This window comes from Reinekea forsetii (genome assembly GCF_002795845.1).
Lineage (GTDB): Bacteria > Pseudomonadota > Gammaproteobacteria > Pseudomonadales > Natronospirillaceae > Reinekea > Reinekea forsetii.
Genome location: NZ_CP011797.1, coordinates 1,369,076 through 1,394,778, shown reverse-complemented (window position 1 = coordinate 1,394,778; position 25,703 = coordinate 1,369,076). Strand labels below are relative to the sequence as shown.

General features: G+C 52.0%; 22 protein-coding genes. 9 read left to right on the top strand and 13 right to left on the bottom strand.

Annotated elements, in window-relative coordinates; genetic code table 11:
- Positions 1-255: 255 nt before the first annotated feature.
- Entirely contained in the window at positions 256-1,734 is a 1,479-nt protein-coding gene (locus REIFOR_RS06470; protein WP_100256779.1) for an FAD-dependent oxidoreductase, read from the bottom strand.
- Positions 1,735-1,789: 55 nt separating this feature from the next.
- A complete protein-coding gene (locus tag REIFOR_RS06465; RefSeq protein ID WP_227003782.1) occupies positions 1,790-2,398 on the bottom strand; it encodes a TetR/AcrR family transcriptional regulator in 609 nt (202 codons plus the stop codon).
- A 101-nt stretch (positions 2,399-2,499) separates the two neighbouring features.
- Here REIFOR_RS06465 and REIFOR_RS06460 point away from each other — a divergent pair, with 101 nt between their 5' ends.
- Positions 2,500-3,516, top strand: coding sequence for an SDR family oxidoreductase (locus REIFOR_RS06460; protein ID WP_100256778.1), 1,017 nt, complete (start codon positions 2,500-2,502; stop codon positions 3,514-3,516).
- A 134-nt stretch (positions 3,517-3,650) separates the two neighbouring features.
- On the opposite strand, the gene REIFOR_RS06455 is transcribed toward REIFOR_RS06460, so the two are convergent.
- The 3 genes from REIFOR_RS06455 to REIFOR_RS06445 form a co-directional block, all read right to left on the bottom strand.
- Complete coding sequence (locus tag REIFOR_RS06455) at positions 3,651-4,364, bottom strand: hypothetical protein (RefSeq protein WP_100256777.1); 714 nt, start codon at positions 4,362-4,364, stop codon at positions 3,651-3,653.
- Positions 4,365-4,416: 52 nt separating this feature from the next.
- Positions 4,417-4,923, bottom strand: a complete 507-nt coding sequence (locus REIFOR_RS06450; protein WP_100256776.1) for a 2-thiouracil desulfurase family protein — start codon at positions 4,921-4,923, stop codon at positions 4,417-4,419.
- 75 nt (positions 4,924-4,998) lie between these two features.
- Positions 4,999-7,050, bottom strand: coding sequence for an NADPH-dependent 2,4-dienoyl-CoA reductase (locus tag REIFOR_RS06445; protein WP_100256775.1), 2,052 nt, complete (start codon positions 7,048-7,050; stop codon positions 4,999-5,001).
- A 158-nt stretch (positions 7,051-7,208) separates the two neighbouring features.
- Between REIFOR_RS06445 and REIFOR_RS06440 the strand changes: the two genes are divergently transcribed.
- From REIFOR_RS06440 to REIFOR_RS06415, 6 genes are all read left to right on the top strand, one after another.
- Positions 7,209-8,237 carry an AraC family transcriptional regulator gene (locus tag REIFOR_RS06440; RefSeq protein WP_100256774.1) on the top strand — a complete coding sequence of 343 codons (1,029 nt, stop codon included), beginning with the start codon at positions 7,209-7,211 and terminating at the stop codon, positions 8,235-8,237.
- 143 nt (positions 8,238-8,380) lie between these two features.
- Positions 8,381-9,697 (top strand): 30S ribosomal protein S12 methylthiotransferase RimO, encoded by a 1,317-nt coding sequence (gene rimO / locus REIFOR_RS06435; protein ID WP_227003818.1) that lies wholly within the window; start codon positions 8,381-8,383, stop codon positions 9,695-9,697.
- A gap of 299 nt (positions 9,698-9,996) precedes the next feature.
- Positions 9,997-10,656, top strand: coding sequence for a class I SAM-dependent methyltransferase (locus REIFOR_RS06430; protein WP_100256772.1), 660 nt, complete (start codon positions 9,997-9,999; stop codon positions 10,654-10,656).
- A gap of 117 nt (positions 10,657-10,773) precedes the next feature.
- Positions 10,774-11,349: a nicotinamide mononucleotide transporter gene (locus REIFOR_RS06425; RefSeq protein WP_100256771.1), complete on the top strand. Its 576-nt coding sequence runs from the start codon at positions 10,774-10,776 to the stop codon at positions 11,347-11,349.
- A 468-nt stretch (positions 11,350-11,817) separates the two neighbouring features.
- A complete protein-coding gene (locus REIFOR_RS06420; protein WP_100256770.1) occupies positions 11,818-12,321 on the top strand; it encodes a DUF4405 domain-containing protein in 504 nt (167 codons plus the stop codon).
- Positions 12,318-12,611, top strand: a complete 294-nt coding sequence (locus REIFOR_RS06415; RefSeq protein WP_100256769.1) for a hypothetical protein — start codon at positions 12,318-12,320, stop codon at positions 12,609-12,611. Before REIFOR_RS06420 ends, REIFOR_RS06415 begins: the two co-directional genes overlap by 4 nt.
- 442 nt (positions 12,612-13,053) lie before the next feature.
- Here the strand turns inward: REIFOR_RS06415 and REIFOR_RS06410 are convergent, their stop codons facing one another.
- The 4 genes from REIFOR_RS06410 to REIFOR_RS06390 all read right to left on the bottom strand — a co-directional run bounded on the left by REIFOR_RS06410 (position 13,054) and on the right by REIFOR_RS06390 (position 19,755).
- Positions 13,054-13,509 carry a hypothetical protein gene (locus REIFOR_RS06410; protein WP_100256768.1) on the bottom strand — a complete coding sequence of 152 codons (456 nt, stop codon included), beginning with the start codon at positions 13,507-13,509 and terminating at the stop codon, positions 13,054-13,056.
- 5 nt (positions 13,510-13,514) lie between these two features.
- Entirely contained in the window at positions 13,515-17,213 is a 3,699-nt protein-coding gene (locus tag REIFOR_RS06405; protein ID WP_145980244.1) for a golvesin C-terminal-like domain-containing protein, read from the bottom strand.
- A gap of 14 nt (positions 17,214-17,227) precedes the next feature.
- On the bottom strand, positions 17,228-18,595 hold the full coding sequence (locus REIFOR_RS06400) for an RHS repeat protein (protein ID WP_227003781.1): 1,368 nt from the start codon (positions 18,593-18,595) through the stop codon (positions 17,228-17,230).
- Between the two features lie 878 nt (positions 18,596-19,473).
- Positions 19,474-19,755 carry a hypothetical protein gene (locus REIFOR_RS06390; protein ID WP_452595871.1) on the bottom strand — a complete coding sequence of 94 codons (282 nt, stop codon included), beginning with the start codon at positions 19,753-19,755 and terminating at the stop codon, positions 19,474-19,476.
- Positions 19,756-20,179: 424 nt separating this feature from the next.
- Between REIFOR_RS06390 and REIFOR_RS06385 the strand changes: the two genes are divergently transcribed.
- A complete protein-coding gene (locus tag REIFOR_RS06385) occupies positions 20,180-21,637 on the top strand; it encodes a glyceraldehyde-3-phosphate dehydrogenase (RefSeq protein WP_100256763.1) in 1,458 nt (485 codons plus the stop codon).
- A gap of 190 nt (positions 21,638-21,827) precedes the next feature.
- Complete coding sequence (locus tag REIFOR_RS06380; protein ID WP_100256762.1) at positions 21,828-22,196, top strand: DUF2200 domain-containing protein; 369 nt, start codon at positions 21,828-21,830, stop codon at positions 22,194-22,196.
- Between the two features lie 77 nt (positions 22,197-22,273).
- Here REIFOR_RS06380 and REIFOR_RS06375 read toward each other — a convergent pair whose 3' ends face one another.
- The 4 genes from REIFOR_RS06375 to REIFOR_RS06360 all read right to left on the bottom strand — a co-directional run bounded on the left by REIFOR_RS06375 (position 22,274) and on the right by REIFOR_RS06360 (position 25,695).
- Entirely contained in the window at positions 22,274-22,504 is a 231-nt protein-coding gene (locus tag REIFOR_RS06375) for a DUF2798 domain-containing protein (RefSeq protein WP_100256761.1), read from the bottom strand.
- 90 nt (positions 22,505-22,594) lie between these two features.
- Entirely contained in the window at positions 22,595-23,806 is a 1,212-nt protein-coding gene (locus tag REIFOR_RS06370; RefSeq protein ID WP_100256760.1) for an ABC transporter permease, read from the bottom strand.
- A gap of 1 nt (position 23,807) precedes the next feature.
- On the bottom strand, positions 23,808-24,530 hold the full coding sequence (locus REIFOR_RS06365) for an ABC transporter ATP-binding protein (protein WP_158524309.1): 723 nt from the start codon (positions 24,528-24,530) through the stop codon (positions 23,808-23,810).
- Positions 24,508-25,695 (bottom strand): efflux RND transporter periplasmic adaptor subunit, encoded by a 1,188-nt coding sequence (locus tag REIFOR_RS06360; protein ID WP_100256758.1) that lies wholly within the window; start codon positions 25,693-25,695, stop codon positions 24,508-24,510. Before REIFOR_RS06360 ends, REIFOR_RS06365 begins: the two co-directional genes overlap by 23 nt.
- Positions 25,696-25,703: the final 8 nt, after the last annotated feature.

Genomic DNA, 25,703 nt, shown 5'->3' with positions numbered 1-25,703 from the left:
CGCTGGAGTTGGTGGTTGCCCTGCTTACCGGGGCTATTTTAATAGGACAAAATTTAGCTCGGTTGGAAATAACCGCAATGGTCCTAATTATGCTGGCATTATTTATTAAGCAAGTGGACGTCAAAACTCACCATAAGGCTTTGGTTTACAACTAATCAATGTAGCGGCCGATTTCTGGACGAAGGTTTTTGCAGTGGATGACCGGAAACAATCGCCTGATAAAAACGCCTGACATCGTCAGATTTTTCTTATGGCTTATTTTTTATCTTCTGCTCTCTGCAACACCCTCCCTCTGGGTTCGTTGCCCTCATGCAGCACGACATCGGAGTGCAGGAATTGCGCGGCCTCGGCGGAATCCTTCACCTTAGTGGCACTGCGTGCCAGCATTTCCGCTTCAAATTCATTTAACACACTCGCCCTTAGACCCTGCTGCCGCCATGGCGTTGAGGGACCACAGTTTTTTGTGATTGCTCGAGCCAGCGCGAGCGCATCGAGCAAGGCTTGATTTGCGCCCTGGCCTTTAAAGGGGCTCATAGGATGGGCCGCATCGCCGATCAGGGTAACCTGCGCGCCTTGCTGCAACTGGCTTGACTCAAGCAAGGCTCGGTCGTACACCGGATAGCCAGAAATTTGCGCTTCATGAGTGGCCGTTAAGATTTGTGGGATGGGAGCGTGCCACTGACAACGGCGCAGCGCCTCTGCTTTGAGTGCCTCGGGGCCTTGCGCGCTCAAGGCTTGCGCCGCCTGCTCGGGCATGGGGTAACTCAGTTGCCACATAATAGAATCGGCTGCATAGGGCATGAGGTAAATCCGCTCATGGCCATTGGCGGTCTGGAATACCGTGGCTGAATCCAGCAAGGCACGGTCCACTCCATCAATCGCGTCGAGCGGACAAATGCCCAAAATCACAATACACCCCAGGTAACGCAATGGCGCGACGTCCTCGCCCATCAGTAACTGCCGCACCGAGCTGCGAATGCCATCCGCGCCCACTAACAGATCGGCTTTAACCTGCTTTGTGCCCCCCGCAACTTGAAAGCTCAGTTCAACACCCTCACCGTTTGTCTGGCTGTACTGCACCAACTGATGACCCCACTGCACCGCGGTGTCGTCACCGAGCTGCTCAAGCAAGGCCAAACGCAACGCTTGCCGAGCGATGTGCACATTGGTGCGCGTCGAGCTTTTAAGCGCCGTTGCGGCCAAGTCGCGGATGCCCCAGTCGGCGATCACCGTGCCATCGGGGGTGTGAACCACATGCCGGGTCGAAACCACCCCCTCCTCCAGGGACACGATGCCCAGACCCTCGATCGCCCGACTGGCCTGCTGCAAGGTAAGGCCGTACCCCTGAGATCGTGCCGCGAAGCCACTGTCGCGTTCAAAGAGAGTAAAGGGAATTCGGCGATGTAAGCAGGCCACCGCGAGCGCGACTCCGCCTATGCCAGCGCCAACAATGGCTAGATAGGGGTAGTTCTGATAATCGGGGGTGCGGTCCAATGTGGCTTGACTGGCGCCCTGAATTAACCCTGAGCCGCTGCAATTTTGGCAGGCGTCAAGGTGCCCCTTGGGCCGAACGGGGGCCGTGCCGGCGTGCGGCGCTGTTTGAAATTGCGCTAAGTCCCGCTGGTAGCGCAACCGCACACTCTTGCGAATGGCCTTACTTTTCTGACCGCGGCCCTGACATGCTGGGCAAAGGGTCCAGTTATCGGTGATTTTCTTTACTGTGTTGTTGTTCACTGCATCCTCCTGCCCATTGGGTAACCGGCGATTAATCTATGACCTTAGGCCCGGCTTACCTCAGCATAGAAAAAGCCAACAAGAGTGTTTTTTTCACATTAGAATGCGGCTCACCCCGTGCTATTTGGGACAGAGCACTGCTGACTTGGGTGTCGACATAGCTCGCAGCAAATTGTGATGGCAGGTCTGCCAGAAATTCACCTCTTGCCTTCGCGCGCTCGATCCATTGTTCGTATGCGGTCAAGAATTGCTGATGGCTACGGTCTATTTGTTCTCGAGTCGCAGCCCCCACCCGCATACGTGACTCATGCATTTTCACCAACAGGCATCCCTTGGGTAACGCTTGATTATCTTGGGCCTGGGTCACAAAGGACACCAGATTCTCGAGCGTCTCTCTAAACGGGGCATCGGTGGTCAGGCTTTGCAGTATTGGTGTCAGCATTTGGTTTTGATATGCGACAAGCACCGCTTGCATCAAGCCATCTTCATTTTTGAATTCACGGTACAGGCCCGGCTTAGAGACGTTGGCTCTTCTACAAATCTCATTTACCGATACACCAGCAGCGCCCTCTTGCCAATAAGCTCGCATGGCTACATCAATTATATGATCACGATTGAGGGTCTTCGGTCGCCCTCTTGAAACCTTCACGGTGTCTGCACTCATCTATTGGTCACACCCTGTATTGATATTGACTCTGTTACTTTCTTTAAATATAGTACCGGTCAGTATTTATTTAAACAACCTACATTTGGAGTATGTCATATATGAGTAACGAAAAAGTATTGCTTACGGGTATTTCTGGTTTTATTGGGCTTCATTGTGCCCAGCAGCTTTTGAATGCAGGCTTCGACGTGCGCGGATCGGTGCGCAACGCCAGTAAAGAGAAGGAAGTACGTGAAACACTTTCTGCAGCATCCGTTGATACGACAAATCTATCCATCGTCGAACTCGACCTGACCTCCGACAAGGGTTGGGACGACGCTGCAACTGGTTGCGACTATGTGATGCATGTTGCCTCTCCCTTTGCTATTGCGAACCCTAAGACCGAAGATGAGATGTTTATTCCAGCGGTTGAAGGCACCTTACGCGCGCTCCGAGCCGGTCAAAAAGCAGGTGTAAAGCGAGTAGTACTGACCAGCTCGGTGGTCGCAATGTTTGGCAGTATGAAGACGGGAACATTTGGCCCTAAAGACTGGACCGACACCACCTCGGTGCAGGTCAACACCTACGCCAAGAGTAAGACCCTGGCCGAAAAAGCCGCCTGGGACTTTATTGAGAATCAGGCTGGAGAAACGCCAATGGAAATGGTCAGCGTGAACCCGGGTGGCGTATTCGGCCCGCCATTGGGTCGTGATATCACGGGACAAAGCATGGCTATGCTGGATCAGATGCTGCGCGGGAAAATGCCCATGCTACCCAAGATGTCCTTCCCAATGGTCGATGTCCGTGACGTTGCAAAGCTGCATGTCCAAGCTATGACCACTGCCGATGCCGCGGGAAAACGCATTGTCGCGTCAACGGCACAGCCCGGTAGCTTTATCGAAGCCGCTCAAATCCTCAAAGACCAGGGCTACAAAGGGCCCAGCACGAGAGTGGCACCCAGTTCTCTGCTGCGCTTCGTGGCGCTCTTTGATCGGGAAGTAAAGGGTATGGTTGGCATGCTGGACATGAACCTCATGGCTGACAACGCACAAACGCTTTCTTTGTTTAACTGGACACCAATAGAATTTAAGCAATCGGTGCTGGACGCTGCTGCCGCAGTGCAGGACATAACGCGCTAGCGGAGCAGGAGCAGATTAGGCGTGCGTTGCCAACAGTCTATTGAGATTTGGCACGCGCGCCCTATGACAAGATCGACCGATTAGGTTTCTATTTTTACAGATAAAAACACCATCTTTTTGCATATTAGACTAACTTACCAAGCATAACTCGATTTAACGACAACACCGTTAAACCAGGCAAAATTATAGGACTTAGAACTGTTGGCGCCGCCCTCAATGGTTCGATAACCACCAGAAAATTGCCATTTATCATCAAGCCTATATTGAGCCAGCAAGGCTATATCCAAGGCCCGCCCCTTCGGTGCAAAGGCAGAATCGGTATCCAATAATAATGACCATTTTTGGTTGAACGCATAGGCGGCTCGAACGGCCAATAGCGGCACAACGCCAATAGCTTCAGCACCATACTCACTGGACTTACCGTTCTGGCTCAGTTTAATACGGGCATCGCGTAAAAACAGCGTGGCACCCAAGTCAACCTGCCATTGCTCAGCATCGACTAGCTTATAGAGATAACGTAATCGATAGCTGCTGAATTGATATCCCGCCTCAATGGTTTCATCTTTGGAAAAGGTCTCACCAACAAATACAACGTCTTCATCGAGATTGCCTACCTGGGTATACGGAAAGGGTGCCAGGACAACTTGCAGCTCCTGCTTATCTGACGCTAACCACACTAGGGTTAGCCGTGCCGCAACAAAAGGGTCAGCGCCGATATCGTTAATATTAAAGCGGTCACCCTCGCTATCATTGGGTATCTGCACCCTATTGTGGTCTGCTATAAAGGTGCCCAATTCAATATCAACGAGCACGTCGGAGAATGCAGAGCAGCTGAGGCTTAGCGCCAAGAGTGGAAGAATCCTTTTACTCAATTTTGTACCTCGATGAGTTTTGTGGTTATTAATAATTAGTATTCCATATCGTTGTCCGCAGCAATGCCGCGTTCGCATCGGCAATATCATGCTGGCTGAACACTTCAATGTCGTTTTGCTTAAGTAAGGCAGCGGTAACGCCAACCCCATTGATTTTAGTACTGGTAAAGTGCCCATCGTAAATTGCTGTGCTGCCGCATGAGGGGCTATGCTCAGTCAATACTGCGACCCTGATATTGTATTTTTTGCACAACACCAACGTCATTTCAGCGCCCTTTTTGAAATGGGCCGTCACGTCCAATCCGACATCTTCAATAACGAACGCGCTGCCCGCCCAAACATCGAAGCCATCGCCGGCTGTTATTTCTGCCGGGGCTCTTGGTATACTCATGCCGGCATCCACTTCGGGGCATACTGAAATTACTCGCCCAGCGGCAATCCATTGAGCGAGAATTTGATCAGCGATGGGAAACGCTTTGCCGTCATAGCGAACTTTCTTACCGAGCAGACAAGCACTTATAAGAACTTTTTCCATTACCGCCTCTTTGCTTAGAGGAAAGCCGCCGCCAGGCGTATAAACGGGGAACTTTCCTCTAGCCTGGACCCAGTGTTATAGCGTCAACGCTAACTCAGTAGCTTCCTTAATTGCTCGTTTGGCATCGAGTTCGGCCGCGACATTGGCGCCGCCAATCCGATGCACAACCAACTGCAAGCCCTCTGCTTGTTGCATGGCCTCTAACGCCTCCTCCAGCTCCCGCTGGGGCGTTTGCCCGGCGCAGATAACGATGGTGTCTACGGCCAATATCTGGCGTTCACCGCCAATGGTGATATGCAGGCCGGTGTCGTCGATCTTGTCATAGCTAACCCCATTGAGCATGGTCACGCCCTTATGTTTTAGGGCCGTGCGATGGATCCAGCCGGTAGTCTTACCCAGCTTGCCACCGACCTTCGAATTTTTGCGCTGCAGCAGAAAAATTTCCCGCGCCGGGGGCACTATTGTAGCCTGTTCGGCCAGACCGCCGGGCCGGGAACCATGCAGTTCAACGCCCCACTCGGCTAAAAATTCTGCGGCGCTTTGGGGCTCGGTTGGATTGTGGTCAACCAGGTATTCGGCGGTATCAAAACCAATACCGCCGGCCCCGATAATGGCGACGCGTTTACCGACCGGCTTCTTATCACGCAATACCTCGAGATAGTTCAGTACCGAGAGGTGATCGGCGCCGGGCATATCAATTGAACGGGGCACGATACCGGTTGCCAGCAGTATGGTGGCAAAACCCTGATCGACCAGTTGGCGTGCCGTTACCCGCGTGTTCAGGCGAACCTCAACACCCAGTTGGGCCAAGCGCACCGAGAAGTAACGCAAGGTTTCGGCAAACTCTTCCTTACCGGGTATCTGCAGGGCAATATTAAATTGCCCGCCAATCCGGTCGGCTCCCTCAAAGAGCACCACCTGATGGCCACGTTCGGCCGCGGTGGTGGCGGCGGCCAAGCCCGCGGGACCGGCGCCGACCACCGCGATGCGTTGCGGTTTAAGCGCGTCGGTCTGAATCAGGCGGGTTTCATTGGCGGCAAAAGGATTCACCAGACAGGAGACTTCGCCCCCAACAAAGACGTGATCGAGACAGGCCTGATTGCAGGCAATACAGGTATTGATCGAATCGGCTTGCCCGGCGGCGGCCTTGTTAACAAAGTTGGGATCGGCCAAAAACGGCCGGGCCATGGAGACCATATCGGCCATGCCGGAGGCGATAATATGTTCACCGACCTCAGGGCTGTTGATCCGATTGGTGGTGATCAGCGGCAGCGACAGCTCCTGCTTCATGCGTTCGGTGACTTGGGCAAAGACCGCTCGGGGCACACAGGTGGCAATGGTTGGAATGCGCGCCTCGTGCCAACCGATGCCGGTATTGATCAGCGTGGCGCCGGCCTGTTCAATGGCCTTACCCAGCTGCACAACCTCTTGCCACGTGCTGCCGTCTTCCACCAGGTCGAGCATTGAGAGTCGATATATAACAATAAAGCGCTCGCCCACGGCCGCGCGGATGCGCCGCACCACCTCGATCGGCAGGCGGATGCGGTTTTCATAGGCACCGCCCCATTCATCGGTACGCTGATTGGTGCGGGTGCAAATAAACTGATTGAGGAAGTAACCTTCCGAACCCATCACTTCCACACCGTCATAGCCGGCTTGCTGTGCCAGGGTGGCACAGCGCACAAAGTCATCAATCTGCCGTTCGATACCGGCGCTGTCCAAGGCGTTGGGGGTGAAGGGATTAATCGGTGCCTTGAGCGCCGAGGGCGCCACCAGTATGGGCGTATAGGCATATCGGCCGGCATGCAGGATCTGCATGCAAATCTTGGCGCCCTCAACGGCGTGTACCGCCTCGGTAATTAATCGGTGTTGCGCCACTTCGGCGTCATTCATTAACACCGCCCCGCCCTGCACACCAACGCCTTCGAGGTTCGGGCCGATCCCGCCGGTCACGATAAGACCCACGCCGCCCTCGGCGCGCGCTTTAAAGTAGGCGGCTTGGCGTTCAAAGCCCTGGGGTCGTTCTTCCAAACCGGTGTGCATGGAACCCATCAATACACGATTGCGCAGGGTGGTAAAACCTAGGTCTAGCGGTGCCAATAGATGCGGGTACGGTGCTGGTGTCATAGTCATGCCCTGTGGTCTCAAGAGATGGCGAATAGCGTGGCGATTCAACGCCGACTAAGGATCGGCTTAAACGGTCGCGGTGAAAACAACGTGAGCTAAACAGTAATGCGATGGCTATACTGCAGCAATACCCAAAAATAACAATCAGGTACCTTTAAATGACAATCAGCTTGGGCGATATCTCGATCCGCTATATCAACCTGTTGCTCCAGGCGAGCGAGTCAATTGGTATCGACACCGAACCCTATTGCACGCAATTCCAATTGTCGCTGACCAAGCGGGAGCAGGCCGATGCCCGATTGAGTATCCCGAAATTTATGCGCTTGGGGCAAACCCTGATCGCCGAGCATCGCTGTCCGGAATTAGGGCTCTTATGTGGGCCCATCGCCCAGCCTTCGTTACTCAGTTGGGTCGGTTTTTTGGCCGAGTGCGCGCCAAGTCTGGATCAGGCCCTGATCGACATGGCCCACTTTGAACGACTCAGCGGCCGCAACGCGCGTGGCCAGTCCCGATTTTACCGTGAGGGCCCTTTGGCCGTGGCCGAATTCTATTCAATCAGCCCCTATAATGAGTTTAACCACTTTATCGTCGATCTCGCGCTGGCGACCAAACTGGCCATGCTACAGCGCCTTACCGGTTCGGCTATCCAGCCCCTTTATCTGCAAATTGAATTCCAAGCTCCGACCTATGTTGAGCGCTACAGCCAATTACTGCCCTGCCCGGTCCGATTCAATCAAGCCCGCAACGCCCTAGTCTATAAGCACACCGATCTGCAAGCCGCACCGCGGCAAGCAAACGCCAACGCCTATCAGGACTGCCGCGATCAGTGTGACGCCCTACTGCGTAAGCTAGAGCGCCAGCAAAGCTTTGTCGAACGGGTTATGCAGGAGATCAGCCCACTATTAAACAGCAATCAGTTGTCGCTGGCGCAGGTGGCCGAAGGTCTTGAAATGCCACCCTGGACCCTGAGACGCCGTCTGAGCGCCGAAGGCACGCGCTTTTCCACTCTAGTTGAGCAGACCCGCGCGGACCTGGCGCGTATCTATCTAAAGGACCCGCTCTATTCACTGGGTGAAATCACCTATTTACTCGGCTACGCCAACCCGAATGCCTTTCAACGTGCCTTCAAGCGCTGGCAGGGCGAGGCCCCGGGCGCCTATCGAGCCGGCCTAATGGCCAACGGATGAGAATTATGCGCTCACTTCTTGAGCTTAGGCTCGGAATCGCTACAATGGCGCCCCTTAATCACTTTCACCGTTAGTTACCCATCGAGGCCCGCATGAGTCAGGACAACATCATCAAAACTTTTAACCCCAGCCAAGGTCAGAGTATGGACGCGCCCGGGCGTATCGGTTTTGTCAGCCTCGGTTGCCCGAAGAACACGGTCGATTCAGAACGCATCTTGACCCAGTTGCGCGCCGAAGGGTACGACATCACGCCGACCTATCAGGATGCCGATGTAGTCATCGTCAACACCTGTGGCTTTATCGACTCGGCGGTGAAGGAATCTCTCGATACCATCGGCGAAGCCTTGCGTGAAAACGGTAAGGTCATTGTGACCGGCTGCTTGGGCGCCAAGGCGGACGATATCCGCGAAGTGCATCCCAATGTTTTGGCCATTACCGGGCCACATGCCTATGAGGAAGTAGTCAGCCAGGTGCATACAGTAGTCCCGCCTCGGCACGATCCCTTTACCTCATTGATGCCCGATACCGGCGTTAAGTTGACCCCGAAGCACTATGCTTACCTAAAAATTTCCGAAGGCTGCAACCACCGTTGTACCTTCTGTATCATCCCATCCTTTCGCGGCGATTTGGTCAGCCGACCGATTGGCCAAGTCTTATCGGAAGCAGAGCGGTTGGTTAAGAACGGCACCAAAGAGCTGCTGGTCATTTCCCAAGACACCAGCGCCTATGGTGTAGACACCAAGTACCGCACCGATTTCTGGAATGGCCGACCGGTTAAGACCCGCATGAAAGAACTGTGCGAAGAACTTGGCCAGCTTGGCGTATGGGTGCGCATGCACTATGTCTACCCCTACCCGCACGTCGATGAGATCATCCCGATGATGGCGGAAAACCGAATCTTGCCGTATCTGGACATTCCTTTTCAGCATGCCAGCCCATCGGTATTAAAGGCGATGAAGCGTCCAGCCCACGCCGAGAAGGTGCTCAACCGCATCCACGCCTGGCGCAAGATTTGCCCAGATATCACATTGCGCTCGACCTTTATTGTCGGCTTCCCCGGTGAGACTGAGGCCGACTTCCAGATGTTGCTCGACTTTATGGACGAGGCGCAACTCGATCGGGTTGGTGCTTTTCAGTACTCAAATGTCGACGGCGCCACATCGGCCGCCCTGCCCAACCATGTTGATGCCGCGGTTAAGCAAGAACGTTACGATCGCTTTATGGAAGTTCAGCAACGCATCAGCGCGGCCAAACTGCAGACCAAGATCGGCAAGCATATTGAAGTCATTGTCGATGAGGTTGTCGAGCAAGGCGCTGTTGCCCGCTCTAAAGCCGACGCGCCGGATATCGATGGCCAGGTCTTCTTGGATAACCAGACCCATTTGAAGCCCGGTGATATCCTGACGGTTGAAGTCGAAGACGCCGACGAGTACGACCTCTGGGCCCATCCGGTAATCTAACCGAGCCCAGTCCAGCCCATCCAGCCCCGATCTCACCGCTGTGTGAGATTGGAGTTGGGCCGCACAAACTATGGCGCCTCGACATAGATATTAAGCACGCTATTCAATTCCGATCGATATTCGACAAAATCCCATTCAAAACGAGCATGATCGTACAGATAGACCGAATATCTACCTAGCTCATTCACCGCACTATCGGCCTGTCGGTAACCGGCAGCACTCAAGCGCGGTGCGATCTGCGGGTTGGCAAGACACTGACAGCCCTAACTAGTGACCAGTAGCTATCTTGGAGTAATACATTGGAAAAAAACCAGCAGAATATATTTTCAATTGAGGAAAACAAACCGGTAGATTGGTTCGAACCTCTTTATGCCAACGCCAATAGAACCGGTGCCGATGTGCCGTGGGCTAATATGGCAACGCACCCATCCTTCAAGCTTTGGTTAAACCAAAACCCCTTGACGGGAAATAACAAGCTCGCATTAGTTGTTGGATGTGGCATGGGTGACGATGCTATTGAGCTGGAAAGGCTCGGATTTCAAGTAACGGCCTTTGATGTCTCTGAGACCGCAATTAAAATTTGCAAAGAGCGTTTCCCAGAGTCCACGGTGAACTTTGTTCAGGCTGACCTATTTCAAGAGCAAACTCAGTGGCACAATAAATTCGATTTCGTACTCGAAATTTATACGGTACAAGCGTTGCCACCCAAGTATGAGGCAGAGTTGATTCGCAGCATATCCGGCTTTGTCTCGACTTCCGGACAACTCTTGGTTATTGCTGAGGTTAGCGATATTGAACGAACTTTTAAAAATGGCCCGCCGTGGTTGTTAACACCACAACACATAGACGCCTTTATAGCGAGCGGCCTGAGTCTAAAAGATACTCATATCGAACCCGATCCTTCAGGTGTGAAAAAAGGTAAAACATATAGCACTACATTTAATGGACTGTCAGCCTAACGAGCCACTCCGGTTGGCTAGTGGCACTTTTCATAACGCCACAAGCCCGACTCTTTTTTTGACCCAGCACCCTGTTATTTCATAAGAAAATAAAGCCCTAAGTGAGATAGTGATAGTATGGATTTAGTCTTACAAGCATGGGGAGGTGCATTTTACCTATCCAGCAAAATATTGCTCGCACTGGCAGAAAGTCGATCAGGCGCTTCAAAAAAGAAATTGAAAGTTTCTGCCTGGGCAAGCTATCTCATTGGTGTACCAGCTTGGGTTATTATTTTAATAGGCAATCAAAATTGGATAGCCGCGTCCATTGAGACGGGGGCAGTGCCCGCGATGCTATTGGGCTTATACAATGCTTACCATGATCATAATAAACCGAACAGACTGTTCAACAAGGCTGTCACCCTTATTACCTATGCTTCATTAATATTCGGGCTTTCCTTCAGTCTTTATCACAAGGCTGGACTCACATCGCTATCGCAACTCTTGGAGATTGGAATGATGTTGGGCTTCCTCTTAGGGAGTAATTACCTGGCCAGGGGTAACAATGTAGGCTGGCTATTATTTATGCTAATGAACTTATGTACCGCGGCACTAATGTTGTTGCAAGAAAAACCTATATTAATGGTGCAGCAGTTAATATCTCTCGGCTTTGTTATCTATGGCTATCATAAAACCAGGCTAAAACAGCCCTAACCGCTGCACCAAAAAGGCTATAACGGGCTGCTTTTCTAGTAAAAGGGGGCAGAGCCGTTGATTTCGTAAATTTGATCTGTGGGCTTTTTAGCGGTTCATTATCGTGTTTGCACTATTCGTTACCAGCGGCCAAATGAAACATGCCGCCCTGAACAACCTGTTCCACGTGCGATAACTGATGGGCATTTAGCAGACGGGGGACCTCGACGGGGTGCTGGGGTATGTCCTTTGAAAAAAGGCAAATGACTTTGATCACTCTGCCATTAAAGGCCTCCAGCACCTCATGACATTAAGTCTTAAGAAATATTCTATTTTGCAATGCTTTCCTGGAGGCTCCAAGCCACAGGGCCTGCAGGTGTCTTTGGTAGAAATACCCCTAAAATCCCCAGAGCACCCACATTGGGTGCATATTCTTTGCACAGTTGCTTGCTAGGATGTGCCCATTCTTATTTGATGACAGGCATTCACATGTTCAAATGGCTTACTCAGTTACATAAAACCCGTTATATTTTCGATCTAATCCTGCTGCTATTTTTTATTCTGGCTGCCGCCCCCCAAACCACCGGTATTGCGGTGCACGAATGGGTGTCATTTCTCTACCTAGTGCCCTTCGCCATTCACCTATTATTGCACTGGGATTGGATTATCGCCGTGCCCAAACGGTTGTTCAGCCGGCTCGGAACGGAACACCGCTTTAATGTAATTTGGGATTCCCTGCTCTATATTTTGATGTTGGTCGTCACCTTGAGTGGCATCCTAGTTTCCGAAGTGGCCATGCCCGTATTGGGAATCGACATTGCACCGGATGGTTTCTGGTCGATGCTGCACCATCAAAGCAGCAACCTGATCATGCCGATATTGGGCATACATCTGGCTGTGCACTGGCAGTGGATTGTCAAAATCAGTAAAAAACTATTTGACCGAAAAAAAGCAAAAACCGCAATTATTGTGTCAGCTGGGGGGATCCAATGAACCTGTTAAAAAAAGACTGGCAACGCCGCACCACCTGGATTGTGTTTATATCGGTGCTGACCACACTGGCCATCGGTTTGGTCGGTGGCACCGATTGGGCCGATGGCTTTCGGCAGGTGTTGGAGAGTCGGGGCGAACATGGCGGTCCTGAGGGCTTAAATAAAGTACCCATGATTCTGCTATTCGTTATTCCTTTACTAAAGGTGCTGTTAATGACTGGTGTTCCGATGACCCTGGGTATCGGCTTGGCGAGAGGCTGGCGCCGTTTTGCTCCCCGCCTCGGCCGCTAATGCCCGATCAGAAAACGGCTTTTGATGATGGTCATTTGACCGAGCCCTCCCTTGGGGACCCGGGCCACTGACGCCAGTCCTGGTCATTGCTACTCGTCTTCGATTACCTTATCAATTAGGGGTCCCAGGGCTTGGCCCTCCGCGGTTTGCTGAGCCCTCTGTAAGGCAAGTCATAAAGGCCTGCCGAGGGGCACTGCTTTTCAATACCAGCATGCAGCCCTCCATCGGTGGCCTTAGATAGAAAAACTCCAGCGTTTTACCGACCTCTACGAACCGAGACTGAATCAAAGGGGGCAGAGCCGTTGATTTTTAAGCCCCCCATTGGCCAGACATGAACACCGGTCAGTTTCGTTTTGGCCGTTTAACACCAGCTTTCTAATGGGTAACCCCTATGATTTCGGTTATGCACTAAGGCGGCTGTCCGTTTAAATCTATTTTTGTCTTAATTTATTTTCTTCTTTATATGCTTTATAACCTTCAGTCCGAAAGATACAATCAATATTCCTATTAGGAACAACCAGAAATTATTAGCTTTAAATGCAAATCCGTGTAATTCCTTGTCGTAACCTAGAAAAATAGATACCAACAGGCCTATAAGTAGAAATAACGTCAATACCGCGATGGATTGCGTCACTGAAAAAAATCCGATTACAAAAAAATTACTATAGGTTTTTTTTGCCGTTATTTTAATAGCCTGGTTATGGCTATTCCTGAATAGCAGCAATAAAATAAAAGTAATACCTGAAAAGATTACCCAACCTATATTCATTAGGCTATAGGCTAAATCTTCCGAAAAATTATTTTTACCTATTGAATAAACCCCTATCCAAAAAATAATAAAACATAATATTGCCAGTTCGTTCAAGATTCTTATTCTATTTTTCGATTTAGCATTCATATTGCTTACTCGCAAGTACAGTAAAGCTCTTCAATGGAAGAGATTATTGAACTACCTTTCATTACGGTGGAAAAATTAAATTCAACTGACCCGGGAGCAGTTGCATCCATATATCCAACCGAGGTAATGCCATTCCCGAAACTTATTATTGTGTTGGAGTACCCAGCGAAGCCAACCGACACTCCCTGCGAATATGCGGTAAAGCCAAACAGGCCACTATTAAACACACCAGGTGTTGGAGTCTCGTGGCCATCTTCTATTGTGAAATCACCACCAGTAACGCCAGTAGGAGGAAAAATACCAAGCCCAGCGCCAACTTGGGGCCCAAATGCCCAAACTCCAACCTTCTTCTGCGTCCCGTTTATACACTCGGAAGTAAGGGTGAAAGCTTGTATTGAAGCTCCTACGATTAAGGATGCTCCCACAGATGCGGTTTTTCCTTGCCATTTCACTAAGCCTGACGGATCAGCAAAGGTTAGTGGATTCCCCCCAACATACCCATAAGTGTTCAGCCCGCCGCCTAACCTAATCGGGTCACTCTGGATGTACCGCCCAATACTCGGATCGTAATCCCGATAGTAGTTGTAACTCAAGCCCGTTTCGCTGTCACGATATTGGCCCGGAAAACCGTTCAACAACGTGATGCCGTTGGCAATCTCTTCATGGATTTCGCCGAACGGGGTCGTTTGCAGTGACCAGACGACTTCGCCCTGGGTATCGGTTAACCGTTTGGGGGTGCCTAGGTGATCATTGTGGATGAAGAACAGGCCAATTGGAGTGGGCTGATTGTCTTCAATCAGCTCCAGCTTGATAGCATCTGCAATCAGATAGCCATTGGCTTCGGCGGATAGGCTTACGTTGTTCTGACCATTCGCGTTATCAGCGATATCAAAGCTGTATTCGCCGAGCAGGTTCCATTGGCCGCCGTTTAACCGTTGGTTTTGTATTGAGGTGTGCTGGTTTGGTCCCGCGTTAATGGTGTATTTCGCATTACTCGCCCGGCTGCTGCCGCTGTTCCAGGTACCGTAGACTTTATAGCGCCCTGTCTGGGGCACGGTGATTAGCCAGGTGACGCTGGCGTATTCGGGGTTGTTGCTGTCGTCTCCAATCCGGATGCCGTCGGCGATAACGTAGGAATTGGCTAGATTGGTGAGGACCACCTTGCTGTTGGCATCCAGATTAAAGTTACCCAGCAAGGCCCAGGTTCCACCGTTTTGGCTTTGGTCGACTGTGACATTGGTTTGGCCGTTGGCGTGGTGCACTGTGTAGGTGGCGTTACTGGCCCGGTTACTGCCGCTGGTGTAGATGACCCACAGATCCTTATTTCCGTTAGCGGCGACCGGCCAGGTGGCCGAGGTAGTGCCGTCGCCCTTAGCAGCATAACGGTAATTCGGGCCGATATAGCCGGGGGTGGCGGTTGAGGTATGCCAGGTGCCGACCAACGTCGCTTGGTCTGTGTCGATTGTATTGCTGCTGGTTATACTCTGATTGGCCGGGCTGAAGCGATACCCGGTTCCTTGGTAACCGGGGTAATGGGAAGATACCCGCCAGACACCCGTGATTCGGGTGTTGGCGGCTTCGCTGTCGAGTATCCAGGGTTCCACCGGGGTGCTTGCCTGATTGGCCTCTGTACCAGCATTGGCAACCACCATAGCTATCGGTTGATTGCCCAGGTACAGGTATTCCCGGATTAGGTCGCCATTGGCATCGCTTTCGGCAAGCCGCTGACCTTGGGCGTTGTAATGGATGTGTTGCGTTTTGCCGTTTTGGCTTTGCACAATCCGTTGGCCCAGTGGGTTGTATTGGTAGGTGGTCGTTTTAAGCGCGGCTCCATAGACATCTGCCTGAGCTAAACGGTCGTTCTCGTCGTAGTGCAAGTCGAGGGTGCGGTCGTTGTTGATGTCGAGTAGAAGTTGCCCGGTCTCGCTGTAGGCAAATAGGCGACTGTCGGTTTGGGTGGTGTTGCCGTTGTTGGTCTCTGTGCTGTCAACTTGGTTCAGTTGATTGGCTTCAGCGGTGTATTGGTAGGCTTCCAACTCGGTCGTCTCCAGCCAGATCTTTTGCCGTTCCGTGCGGTTACCCACGGGGTCGTATTGATAGCGATAGTCACCATAGGGGCCATCGGCTGCAATCAGTCTATTTAGAGCATCGTATTGGTACACCTGATCGTGGGTGCTGTCTTGGCTGTCGAGGATCTGTTCGATATTGCTGTTGAGGTCGTACCGGTAGACCCAGTCTTGTACCGCACTGGTGAGACCGGTCAGGCGATAGTCCAGATCAAAGGTGTAGCTCTGTGTAATACCATTGCCGTAATCAAAACCGGTGACCGGGCCAAATGGCAGGTAGTCCAGATTATCGACCAGGATCTGGTCTGGTGCGGTGTTATGTTCCTGGGTAGTCAGGCGATTGAGTCTGCCCTGGCTGCCATAACTGTAATGCACGATCCGACCGGAGGGATAGACGAGTTCACTCAACTGGCCCACGGTATTGAAGCGGTATTCGGTTAGGTACGATTGACCACCGATGCTGCGTTGTTCGGCCACCAAACGCCCGAGTTGGTCAAACTGATAGTCGATCTGCCCACCGTAGTAGGTAATTCGGGTCAGTTGGCCCAGGCCGTAGTTGGTTTGGCCATTAGGGCCGGTGCCGGTGTCATCGTATTCAAAGAGAATATTCTTAGTCGCGTCTGCGGGGTAGCGCTGTTCGGTGAGACGGTCCAGAGCATCATAACTGAACTGGACCTCTGTACCCCGAGCATCGATCCGTTGGGTCACGTTGCCGTTGTTGTCGGTCTCGAACGTGGTGATGCCGGTATCCGGGCTATTAATGGCAGCCAGTTCACCATAGCCATTGTAATCGTACCGAGTTACCAAGCCCCGAGGGTCGGTGACCGTGGCGATCAGGCCGTGGGCATTGTACGTCAGGCTGGTGACGCCGTTGGCGCTGTCGACCATCCGCGTTAATCGATTGAGCGAGTCGTAGGTATTTTGGGTCGGTGGATTGTTTTTGGCATCGATGATCTGGGTTAGGCGGCTGTCGGCATCGTATCCCCGTTCGGTGGTTTGGCCATCGGTGCCACCGACCACTTGACGCACGCGGGATAGGTCGTCGAAGACTTGCTGGTGCTGCCGGACAATCGAGCCACTGCTGTTGCGCACCGTTTGTTCGGTGATGTTACCGGCCGAGTCCAGCTGGTAGTCGATCCGTTCACCCAGGTCGTTCTCGATCCCGATTAGGCGTTGGCCGCGGTCATACACATAGGTCAGGCTATGGCCGTCGGGCAGTTGTACCTTGGTGAGATTGACCGCGGCATCGTAAGTGTACTTTGTTGTCTGAGTACCCTCTTGGGTAACCACGTCTTGCTGCAGCACCTTGCCATCGAAGCGATATTGCAGATGGATCTGGGCGCCATTGGGGGTGGTAATGGTTTGCGCCAAACCGCCCCGGGTATAGTTGCTGTAGGTGGTGGTGTGGCCGGCGGCATTGGTGGTGCTGAGCAGGTTGGCGGTGGCGATCTCGTAATGGTAATAGGTAATGTCGGCGACATCGGTGCGTGGACCGTCGATCGAGGTCATCTGGCCCAGTTCATTATAGGTGTAATCGGTCGAGCGGCCGGCGAAGGCCATAGGCCCAGCACCGATGGCCAGTATTACAGCTAGGGCCAGACTGCTGACTCGAAGGGTGACTCCTTTTCTATAGTTCATCGTCTCTGCTCCCTTTAGTGTGCCGGATTAACCGTGCTGTTGGTTCGATTGCCCTCGGCGTCATAGCGGAACGAGGTCAGCTCGGTAGCCGTGTTCTGGCTCTCGATCTCATTGAGCGTGTCATGCCAGTTAACTGTTTCGGTATGGGCCTCTGGGGTGCCGACGCCGACGGTGGTGCTGAGCAGTCGGTCTTGCGCGTCATAGGTCCACTCTGTGACCGTGCCTTCCTGGCTGGTGTGCCGGGCCAGCAATGCTTGGTCATTAAAGATCCAGGTCTCGCTGCTCAAGTCACAGTTGTCACACCGAGTGATTTGTTTGGTAGTGAGTTGGTATTTGCCTCGGAACTGGCCATAAAAATAGTGCTCCTCACGGTAGGCGTTGGTATCAATATCACGGTAGAACCGGACAATGGCTTCGCCGTCGGTTGGATAGCTCACCTCGACGCGATCGTTGCCGTTGTATAACTCCGATAGGGTGGCTTTGCCCGCTGCGTCGTAAGCGATATTGGCGATCCGGTCGCCAGCCTGATTTAAAATACCGGTCACGTAATCGGGATAACGATCGTCTTCATAGAGATAGGTCTTGCTCGGGTTATCGGTGAGCTCTGGCGTGGTGTCCGGGTAGATCACCTTGAGCAGTTTGCCATCGCTTGCGTATTGGTAGAGAACCTGCACGCCGTCCTGATCGGTTAGGATGGCCAACTCGCCCGTGTTGGTATACTGATAGTCCAAGAAACGGCCAAATCGATTGATCACCCGTGCCAGCCGATCGACGCCGTTTATTGTCGTCCAACCGTAGGTAAAGCGCGGTTGTTGATGGGCTCCGGTGTCTTGGGTTATTTGGCCTTGGTCGTTAAATACATAGCGCTGGCCGCCGGCCAGGGTGACCACATCGTTACCGGCCTCGTGTAACAGTTCAATCCCGCGCAGGGCTGTATTGACGCTGTAGGTCGAACTGCCCGCTGGGAAAAAAAAGATCCGTTCAATGCGCCGGCCTAAGCGAAAGGTCTTGGCCCGTGCACCATCGGCAAAGGTTCGATGGGATAGGCTGGGGAGATCGCGCGGTTGCCAGTTGTGTCCGGTGGATAAGGGGGAATCTGCCAAGGGGTCTTCGGTGGCCGTGCTCAGGGGCGATTCATAAAGCCGGCGGAAGCTGAGCGCATCCAAACCAAGGCCACTGTAGTCGGTCTCGAAGTATTTTTTCTGCCCGGTGGCGCAATCTATGGGGTCCGCGGAACTGGTATTGGTTTTCTCACAGCTATTTGGCAGCCCGTCTTTTTCTGGGGCGGGGACCGAACACCGTGGGGCATCATCGTGGTTATTATCGGGAAAGGTAAAAAATTGGCCGGCATCGCCGGGCTGCCATTCGGTAAGTGGTGCCATGGGAGTGCAGGTATTGTCGGCTTCGTTTTTGAGTTCATCGCAGGTACACACCATCACCCCACAGGTAGGAGGATAGTTGTTGTCAAGCGGAGCTTGTCCATCAGGGCAAGATGTGAATTTGGAATTTCCAGCATGGATGCTGTGTCTATTGGTGCCGTATTGGTCGTCACAGTTTGGGCTTGATAACATCGCGCCAAAATCACCAACAGTTCCGCCATACCAATACCAATACAGTCCGATGCCCTCCTGTGCGGAATAGCGATAACATTCTTGATCAGTCCTAGTCCATGCAGCATCTGAGTTCAGTGAGTCAACCACGAGTGCCACAACCCAATCTAAATCGGGGTCAGAACCCCAACCATAAGGGCCGGGAGCACCATTATATTCAACGTACATCGGGTCATGGGCCACATGCGGGGTAGTGGGTGTATGCACGGGAATACTGAAACCCGAATTAACACCATAAGTCCCCGGTAAATAGAAATAGTATCCGGCCATAGCCGTTGAATTTATAAAGATATAAAAAAAACCTATCCATATGTATTTCATTTGGGTATTACTCCTTGTCGTTCTAGAATATTCAAAATCACTGGTTTTAGCGCTCACATCGAACGAAAAGCGATGGGCCTATTTCCTTATACTGAGCCTATGCCGAACTAGAGAAGCAGGGTCAGTTGATACAGCAGGCCTCATCGCTTAATAATTAAAATGAGCAATGCATTGAATTTCTTTGCAAATTTTCAAGAGGAACAACATGCGTTTAAATAAAGCAGAGCCAAGTGCAATTTGGCTTATACGGCGGGTGCGCAAATAATCTTACGGCGATATATTTTTGCCAATAAGATAAGGAAACCCATCTCAATAAGTTGATATGTTTGTCACACAAATGAATATTTATGAAAATATTTAGTGTGAGCTGATGGGCAATATGAATAGATAGTAGGCGCGTTAGAAAGGAAGGCTATCTCGGCACTTCGGGTGATCACATTGCCATTAAGAATCGCGGTCAATGCCTCTGCACCATGGCAGACCCGAACCGAGCATTCGCAGCGCGGCCCTTTCTTGCCGGTGATCTTGGCCATTGAACCTTCTGGCGCTAGGTTGCCGTGCAAGATCACTAGGTGCGAGTCTTTGTTAATCGGGTTACTACAACGGCTAATGATGTCTTGATCGGCCGGGTAGTCATGCCCTTTGGCATAAAACCTTTGACACCCCGCCTAATTCTGTCCGCGAATACTGAATATATCCCTTCGCATGGAAAATAATTGCCAATCACTTTCGGTGCAAGATTCCGTAATTTAGCGCCATTCTGGCTATGAATTGGGGTTTAACTGTTAATAAACAGGACCCCTATTCGGTTTGTAGTAATAGTTTGTAGTAATAAAAGCACAGTTCTGCCCTGGCACTCAATTTAGCAACTATTTTGACCAGAATTTGCTGACAAACACCCTGTTAGCGATGGATGCTGTTGTTTAGTATCGCCCGCTTGGCTGGCTTGGAATACCGATGTGCCATCACATATGGGCATAAATCGTTTGAGCCCCCCCCCCGATCAAAAACCGAGAGACCTAAGGCCAATACGCAATGAATGCTACGCATGTCGATCAAACTTTAGTTCAATGGCAACAAAAAGAAGAAACCGCGGAGGCTATGATTCCGCTTATTGGCCTGTTGTATCGCAAAAACGATGTGATCACGTCAATTTACGGCCGGCAGATTATTAATCAATCGACCATTGGTTTGTTGAAATCGCATCGTTTCGTGAAGCAAGTCGAGGGCCATGAGCTGTCTGTTGTGGACACGTCGGCAATATTGCACCTGTTGCTCGACATGAACTTAGCTGCATGCCATATCGACATTGGCAAGCTTGCGATTAAATATAAGTCACTTACAGCAGATTTAAATCTGGTCGACTTCTTGAAAGCCGAGTTATCGGAATTGATCGATGGCTATGATGCTGATCACCATCAAAACGATAAGCCGACCGATATTGTGTTGTTTGGTTTCGGTCGTATTGGCCGCTTAGTCGCTAGAATTCTGATTGAAAAGACCGGCGGGTCGGGTCTTCGCTTACGGGCCATTGTCGTGCGACCTTCCAAGGCTAAAGATGACTTGGCAAAACGGGCAAGTTTACTGCGCCGAGATTCCATTCATGGCAGCTTCGAAGGAACGATTCAAGTAGATGAAGCGAACCAATCGATTGTCGCGAATGGCACTGCTGTCAAAGTCATTTACGCCAGTAACCCCAGTGATATCGACTACGAAGCATACGGCATTGAAAATGCAATTATCATCGATAATACCGGCATCTGGCGCGACCAGGCAGGCTTGGCACAACACCTTGAAGCTCGAGGCGTTAACAAAGTACTGTTAACCGCACCTGGCAAGGGTGACATAAAAAATATTGTTTATGGCGTCAATCACAAAAGCATAGAACAAGAGGATCGTATCGTTTCGGCTGCATCGTGCACAACAAATGCCATTACCCCGGTGTTGAAGGTATTAAACGATGAGTACGGCATTGAAAGTGGCCATGTGGAAACCATTCACTCCTATACCAATGATCAAAACCTAATAGACAACTACCATGCGGGTGATCGCCGTGGCCGCTCCGCGCCACTCAATATGGTGCTATCTGAAACAGGTGCCGCCGTTGCCGTTGCTAAGGCGTTGCCTGAGCTGAAAGGCAAGTTAACCGGCAATGCTATCCGGGTACCCACGCCAAACGTGTCGATGGCGATTTTGAATTTGCGGCTCACCAAGCAAACCGATGTTGAAACGTTGAATAACTTCTTACGCGAACAGGCGCTGTACTCAGACTTGGCGAAACAAATTGACTTCACTAACTCTCCTGAGGCCGTGTCGAGTGATTTTGTTGGCAACCGTAAGACAGCGATCGTTGATAGCACTGCGACCATCGTGAATGACCATGGCGTCATTCTCTATTTGTGGTATGACAACGAAGCAGGTTATAGCGCACAGGTTGTACGACTGGTGCATGAGATGGCGGGTGTTCATCACCAGGTCTACCCGAAGGGCTAAGATCCTGGGGGTCCCTCAGAGGGCAAAGTCGTTGATTTTCGGCCCTCAGTAACCTACCTTCTATGGTTAGCATGACGCTGATCCCTTGGATTAGTCGATGAATTCAAGGGCATCAACGATTTATGCATTCATCTCGCAACAAAGTCTCAACAGTGGTTTTCCTTGCTCAGACAAAGAGGAGTCGCCCTATATGAACACCACGCCTGAACACGATGCGCGCTTCGCGAATATGACATTTTCTGCTGTCTATCCTCTTTACGTTACTAAGGTTGAGAAGAAAGGTCGGTCTCTTGACGAATTGCATCAGGTTATTGCTTGGCTTACCGGATTCAATGAGGCAGATCTGCAAGCACTAATCAAACAGAAGGCGACGTTTCAACAGTTCTTCGCTGCGGCATCGATCAACCCCAATGCACAACTGATTCGGGGTCTTATCTGCGGATATCGAGTAGAAGAGATCGCAACACCCTTGACCCAACAGGTCCGCTGGCTCGACAAACTGGTCGATGAACTCGCCAAGGGACGCAAGATCGAGAAAATTTTACGGTCGGCCGAGTAGCCCTGTCGGCAAATGATAATCCGGTTGAACCCGAACGCGGAAGCTCAGGTCCTTAGCACTAATTAGTCAACCCGCCATCAGGGCTTCACGCCACACAATTCCAAGGCAAACTGCTGCACCGGTTTACCGGCGATCAAGATAACCCCAAAGGCAATTGGCCAGGCAAATAACCAGGCGGTCATCCACCGAGTTAAGAACCCGGTACCAAAGCCGGTATTCAGGGCGGTGATGACGGCGGTCATGATGGTCACCATCAGCGCTGACATCAGCACCGATTGGACCAGTCGAACGTGTTTTGGCTTCAGCATGTGCTACTTCTCAAATTAACAATATTGAAGCCGCCACATTACTGAAAAATAGGCCCAGTGCAAGCAAAACAGTCGAACCAAACGGTCGCGCTATTCATAGCGCAGTGCATCGATCGGATCGAGTCCCGCCGCTTTAGCAGCGGGCAAGAGACCAAAAATAATGCCCACAGCCGAGGAGAAGCCCAGCGCCATTGCAATAGACCAGAGCGGCACCTGGGAGGGAGGGAAATCGGGAATCAGATTCGCAATACCCATACCCAAACCGTAGCCAATGGCCAGACCGATCACCCCGCCAAGCAGACTGATAATCACCGCCTCGAGCAAGAATTGCAGCAATATATCGGCTCGGGTGGCGCCCAGGGCCTTGCAGATACCCACTTCGCGGGTCCGTTCGGTGACCGACACCAGCATGATATTCATAATACCAATACCGCCGACCAGCAGGCTGATGCCCACTATGCCGCCGAACACCAGGGTGATAATGCGCGTCACCTGGCCGATCGACGCCAATACCTGGTCCGAACTCTGGATGGAAAAATCGTCGTCGTCGCCCTGCCGTAAACCATGATTGCGTCTCAGGGTTTGGCTCACGCGCGCGGTCAAGGCTGCCATCCGGTCAACATCGGCCACGCGCGCGACAAACATCACGAAGGGCTGTTTTTGGTAGCCCATAATACCCAGCGCAGTCGGATAGGGAATGTAGACATAGTTGTCGAGGTCTTGGCCGAGCATTTGGCCCTTACTCTCAAGCACGCCGACAATCTTTAACCAATGCGGACCGTAGCGTAAAAATTCGCCGATCGGATTGTCGGGTAAATTCAATTCATCGCGCACTTTCGGGCCAATCACCGCGATTTTCTTACGACTGTTGGCGTCGGCGCTGGTGATAAAGCGGCCAATCTCCGGATAAGAATTATCCATTTCGGCAAACTCCGGCATCACGCCGACTATATCGGCAGCATGCTCCTTACCGGCGTATTGCAGGCCACTGTATTCAAACAGAAAGGTTTGCGGTGAAATGGCGGCGATGCCCTCAATGGCCTTTAACTTGATCAGGTCATCATCGGTGAGGTCACCGATCAGCCGACCAAAGTTATCGCGCCGTTGCTGGATAAACAGCGAGTTAGAGCCATAGCCTTCAAACTGCTGGGTAATGGATTGCTCCAAACCCTGCACCAGCGATACCACGGCAATGATACTGGCGACCCCGATAATAATACCCAGGGAGGTCAGAAAACTGCGCAACTTACTGGCGGCAATGGCGCGTAGCGCGGACCGCAATGCTTCTAAAAATAGATACACCCTAGGCTCCTTGTGTGCGCGGCGCGGTCACTGCGCCGGTCATCCGGTCTTCGACTATAAGGCCGTCCTTGAGCCGAATTTGACGATGACAGCGGTCGGCAATTTCGGCCTCATGGGTCACCACGATAATGGTTTGACCCTCGTTGTAGAGTTCATCGAACAGGTTGAGGATATCGGCGGTGGTTGAGCTGTCGAGGTTGCCCGTGGGTTCATCGGCCAATAGGATAGACGGAGAGGTGACCAGCGCCCGGGCGATGGCCACTCGCTGACGCTGCCCGCCCGATAACTCATTGGGTTGGTGATGCATGCGGCCAGACAAACCCACCCGCGCTAACATCTCCTGAGCGCGTTTTTTGCGCACGCCATAGGATACCCGCTGATAGATCAAAGGCTGCATCACATTGTGCAAGGCATCAACCCGGGGCAACAGATTGAAGCTCTGGAAGATAAAACCAATTTTCCGATTGCGCACCGAGGCCAGTTGTTTGCCGCTCATGGCACTGACCGCCTCGCCATCGAGCCGGTAATCGCCCGAGCTGGGGGTATCCAGGCAGCCCACTATATTCATCAGGGTCGATTTGCCCGAGCCGCTGGAGCCGACAATGGCCACAAAGTCGTTGCGCGCGATGGCCAGGTCGATGCCATCGAGCGCGTGTAAGGTTTCGCCACCCATCTGATAGGTGCGCCGTATGGCTTGCAGATCAATCAGTGCTGAGTGTGTCATCGGTCGTATCCAGGCTGGTGGGTTCCAAGATAATGGCGTCGCCATCGTTTAGGCTCCGGATCAATCGATAGGGCCCGCTGATCACCTCATCTCCGGTCTCGATACCCGAGGTCAGGGCTTGATAACGATCATCCTGTGGGCCCAGCGTCACACTGACCTTAACTGCGATCCCCGCGCGGGCCACAAAGACATGATAGCCGGGGTCGTCATCGGCGGCGTTATCTTGCAAGGCTTCGATTGGGATTACCGGATAGCTGATGTTCGAACGGTTTAAGACCTCGGCCCGGGTACTCATACCCGGCCGCAGCACGACCAACTCTTGATCGGCCATGGCCACCTCAACTGGGAACACCAAGGAGTTTTTACCCGGTACCTGGCGGGCACTGGTGGCAATCTTGGTCACGGTGCCGGTCAGCGCGGTATCAAGATAAGCTACGGCAAAGACTCGCACCGGCAGGCCAAGCTGAACATTGCCAATATCGGCCTCATCGACATCCACCTCAGAATAGATCTGCTCCGGGTCGACCAGGGTGAGCAAGGGCACATCGGCCGCACTGCCCACCGCCATCTCGCCTTCCTTAATATCGAGCGCACTAACTAAGCCGCTCACCGGCGCGCTGATCACCGTTTTAGCCAAGCGTTTCTGCGCTTGACCCAGATGATCCTGACTCTGGACCAAGAGTTGATTCTGCATTTTCAGATCCACATTGGCTTGAGCAATCTGATTTTTCAAATCTTCAATCACCGTGGCCTGGGCGGCGTTTTGTTGAAACAGTTTAAGCTGACGAGCCAGTTGGATGGTCAGGCTTTCAATACGCAATTGGGCGCGCTCGATATCGATCCGACGCAAGGCCACATTGGTTTGTTGATTGCTGACATCGGTCTCGAAATTCTGGCGATCCAGGCGCACCAAAACCTGACCCTTGCTGACGCGATCGCCCTCCTCGACCGCGACCTCAATCACCCTGGCATCGACTTCGCTGCGCACGCGGCGCTCGTCGCCATAGGTCAATGTGCCGGTCGCGAGCACAGTGGATTCAATCGGTTGTTCAACCACCTCAAAGACTTGCACCCTAACCTGCTCCGGTTTCCCCGTGCGTGCCTGATACAGGCTTAAGGCCACTATCGCGGCCACTATTATTAACACCACAAACAGCTTTTTCATAACCGGTC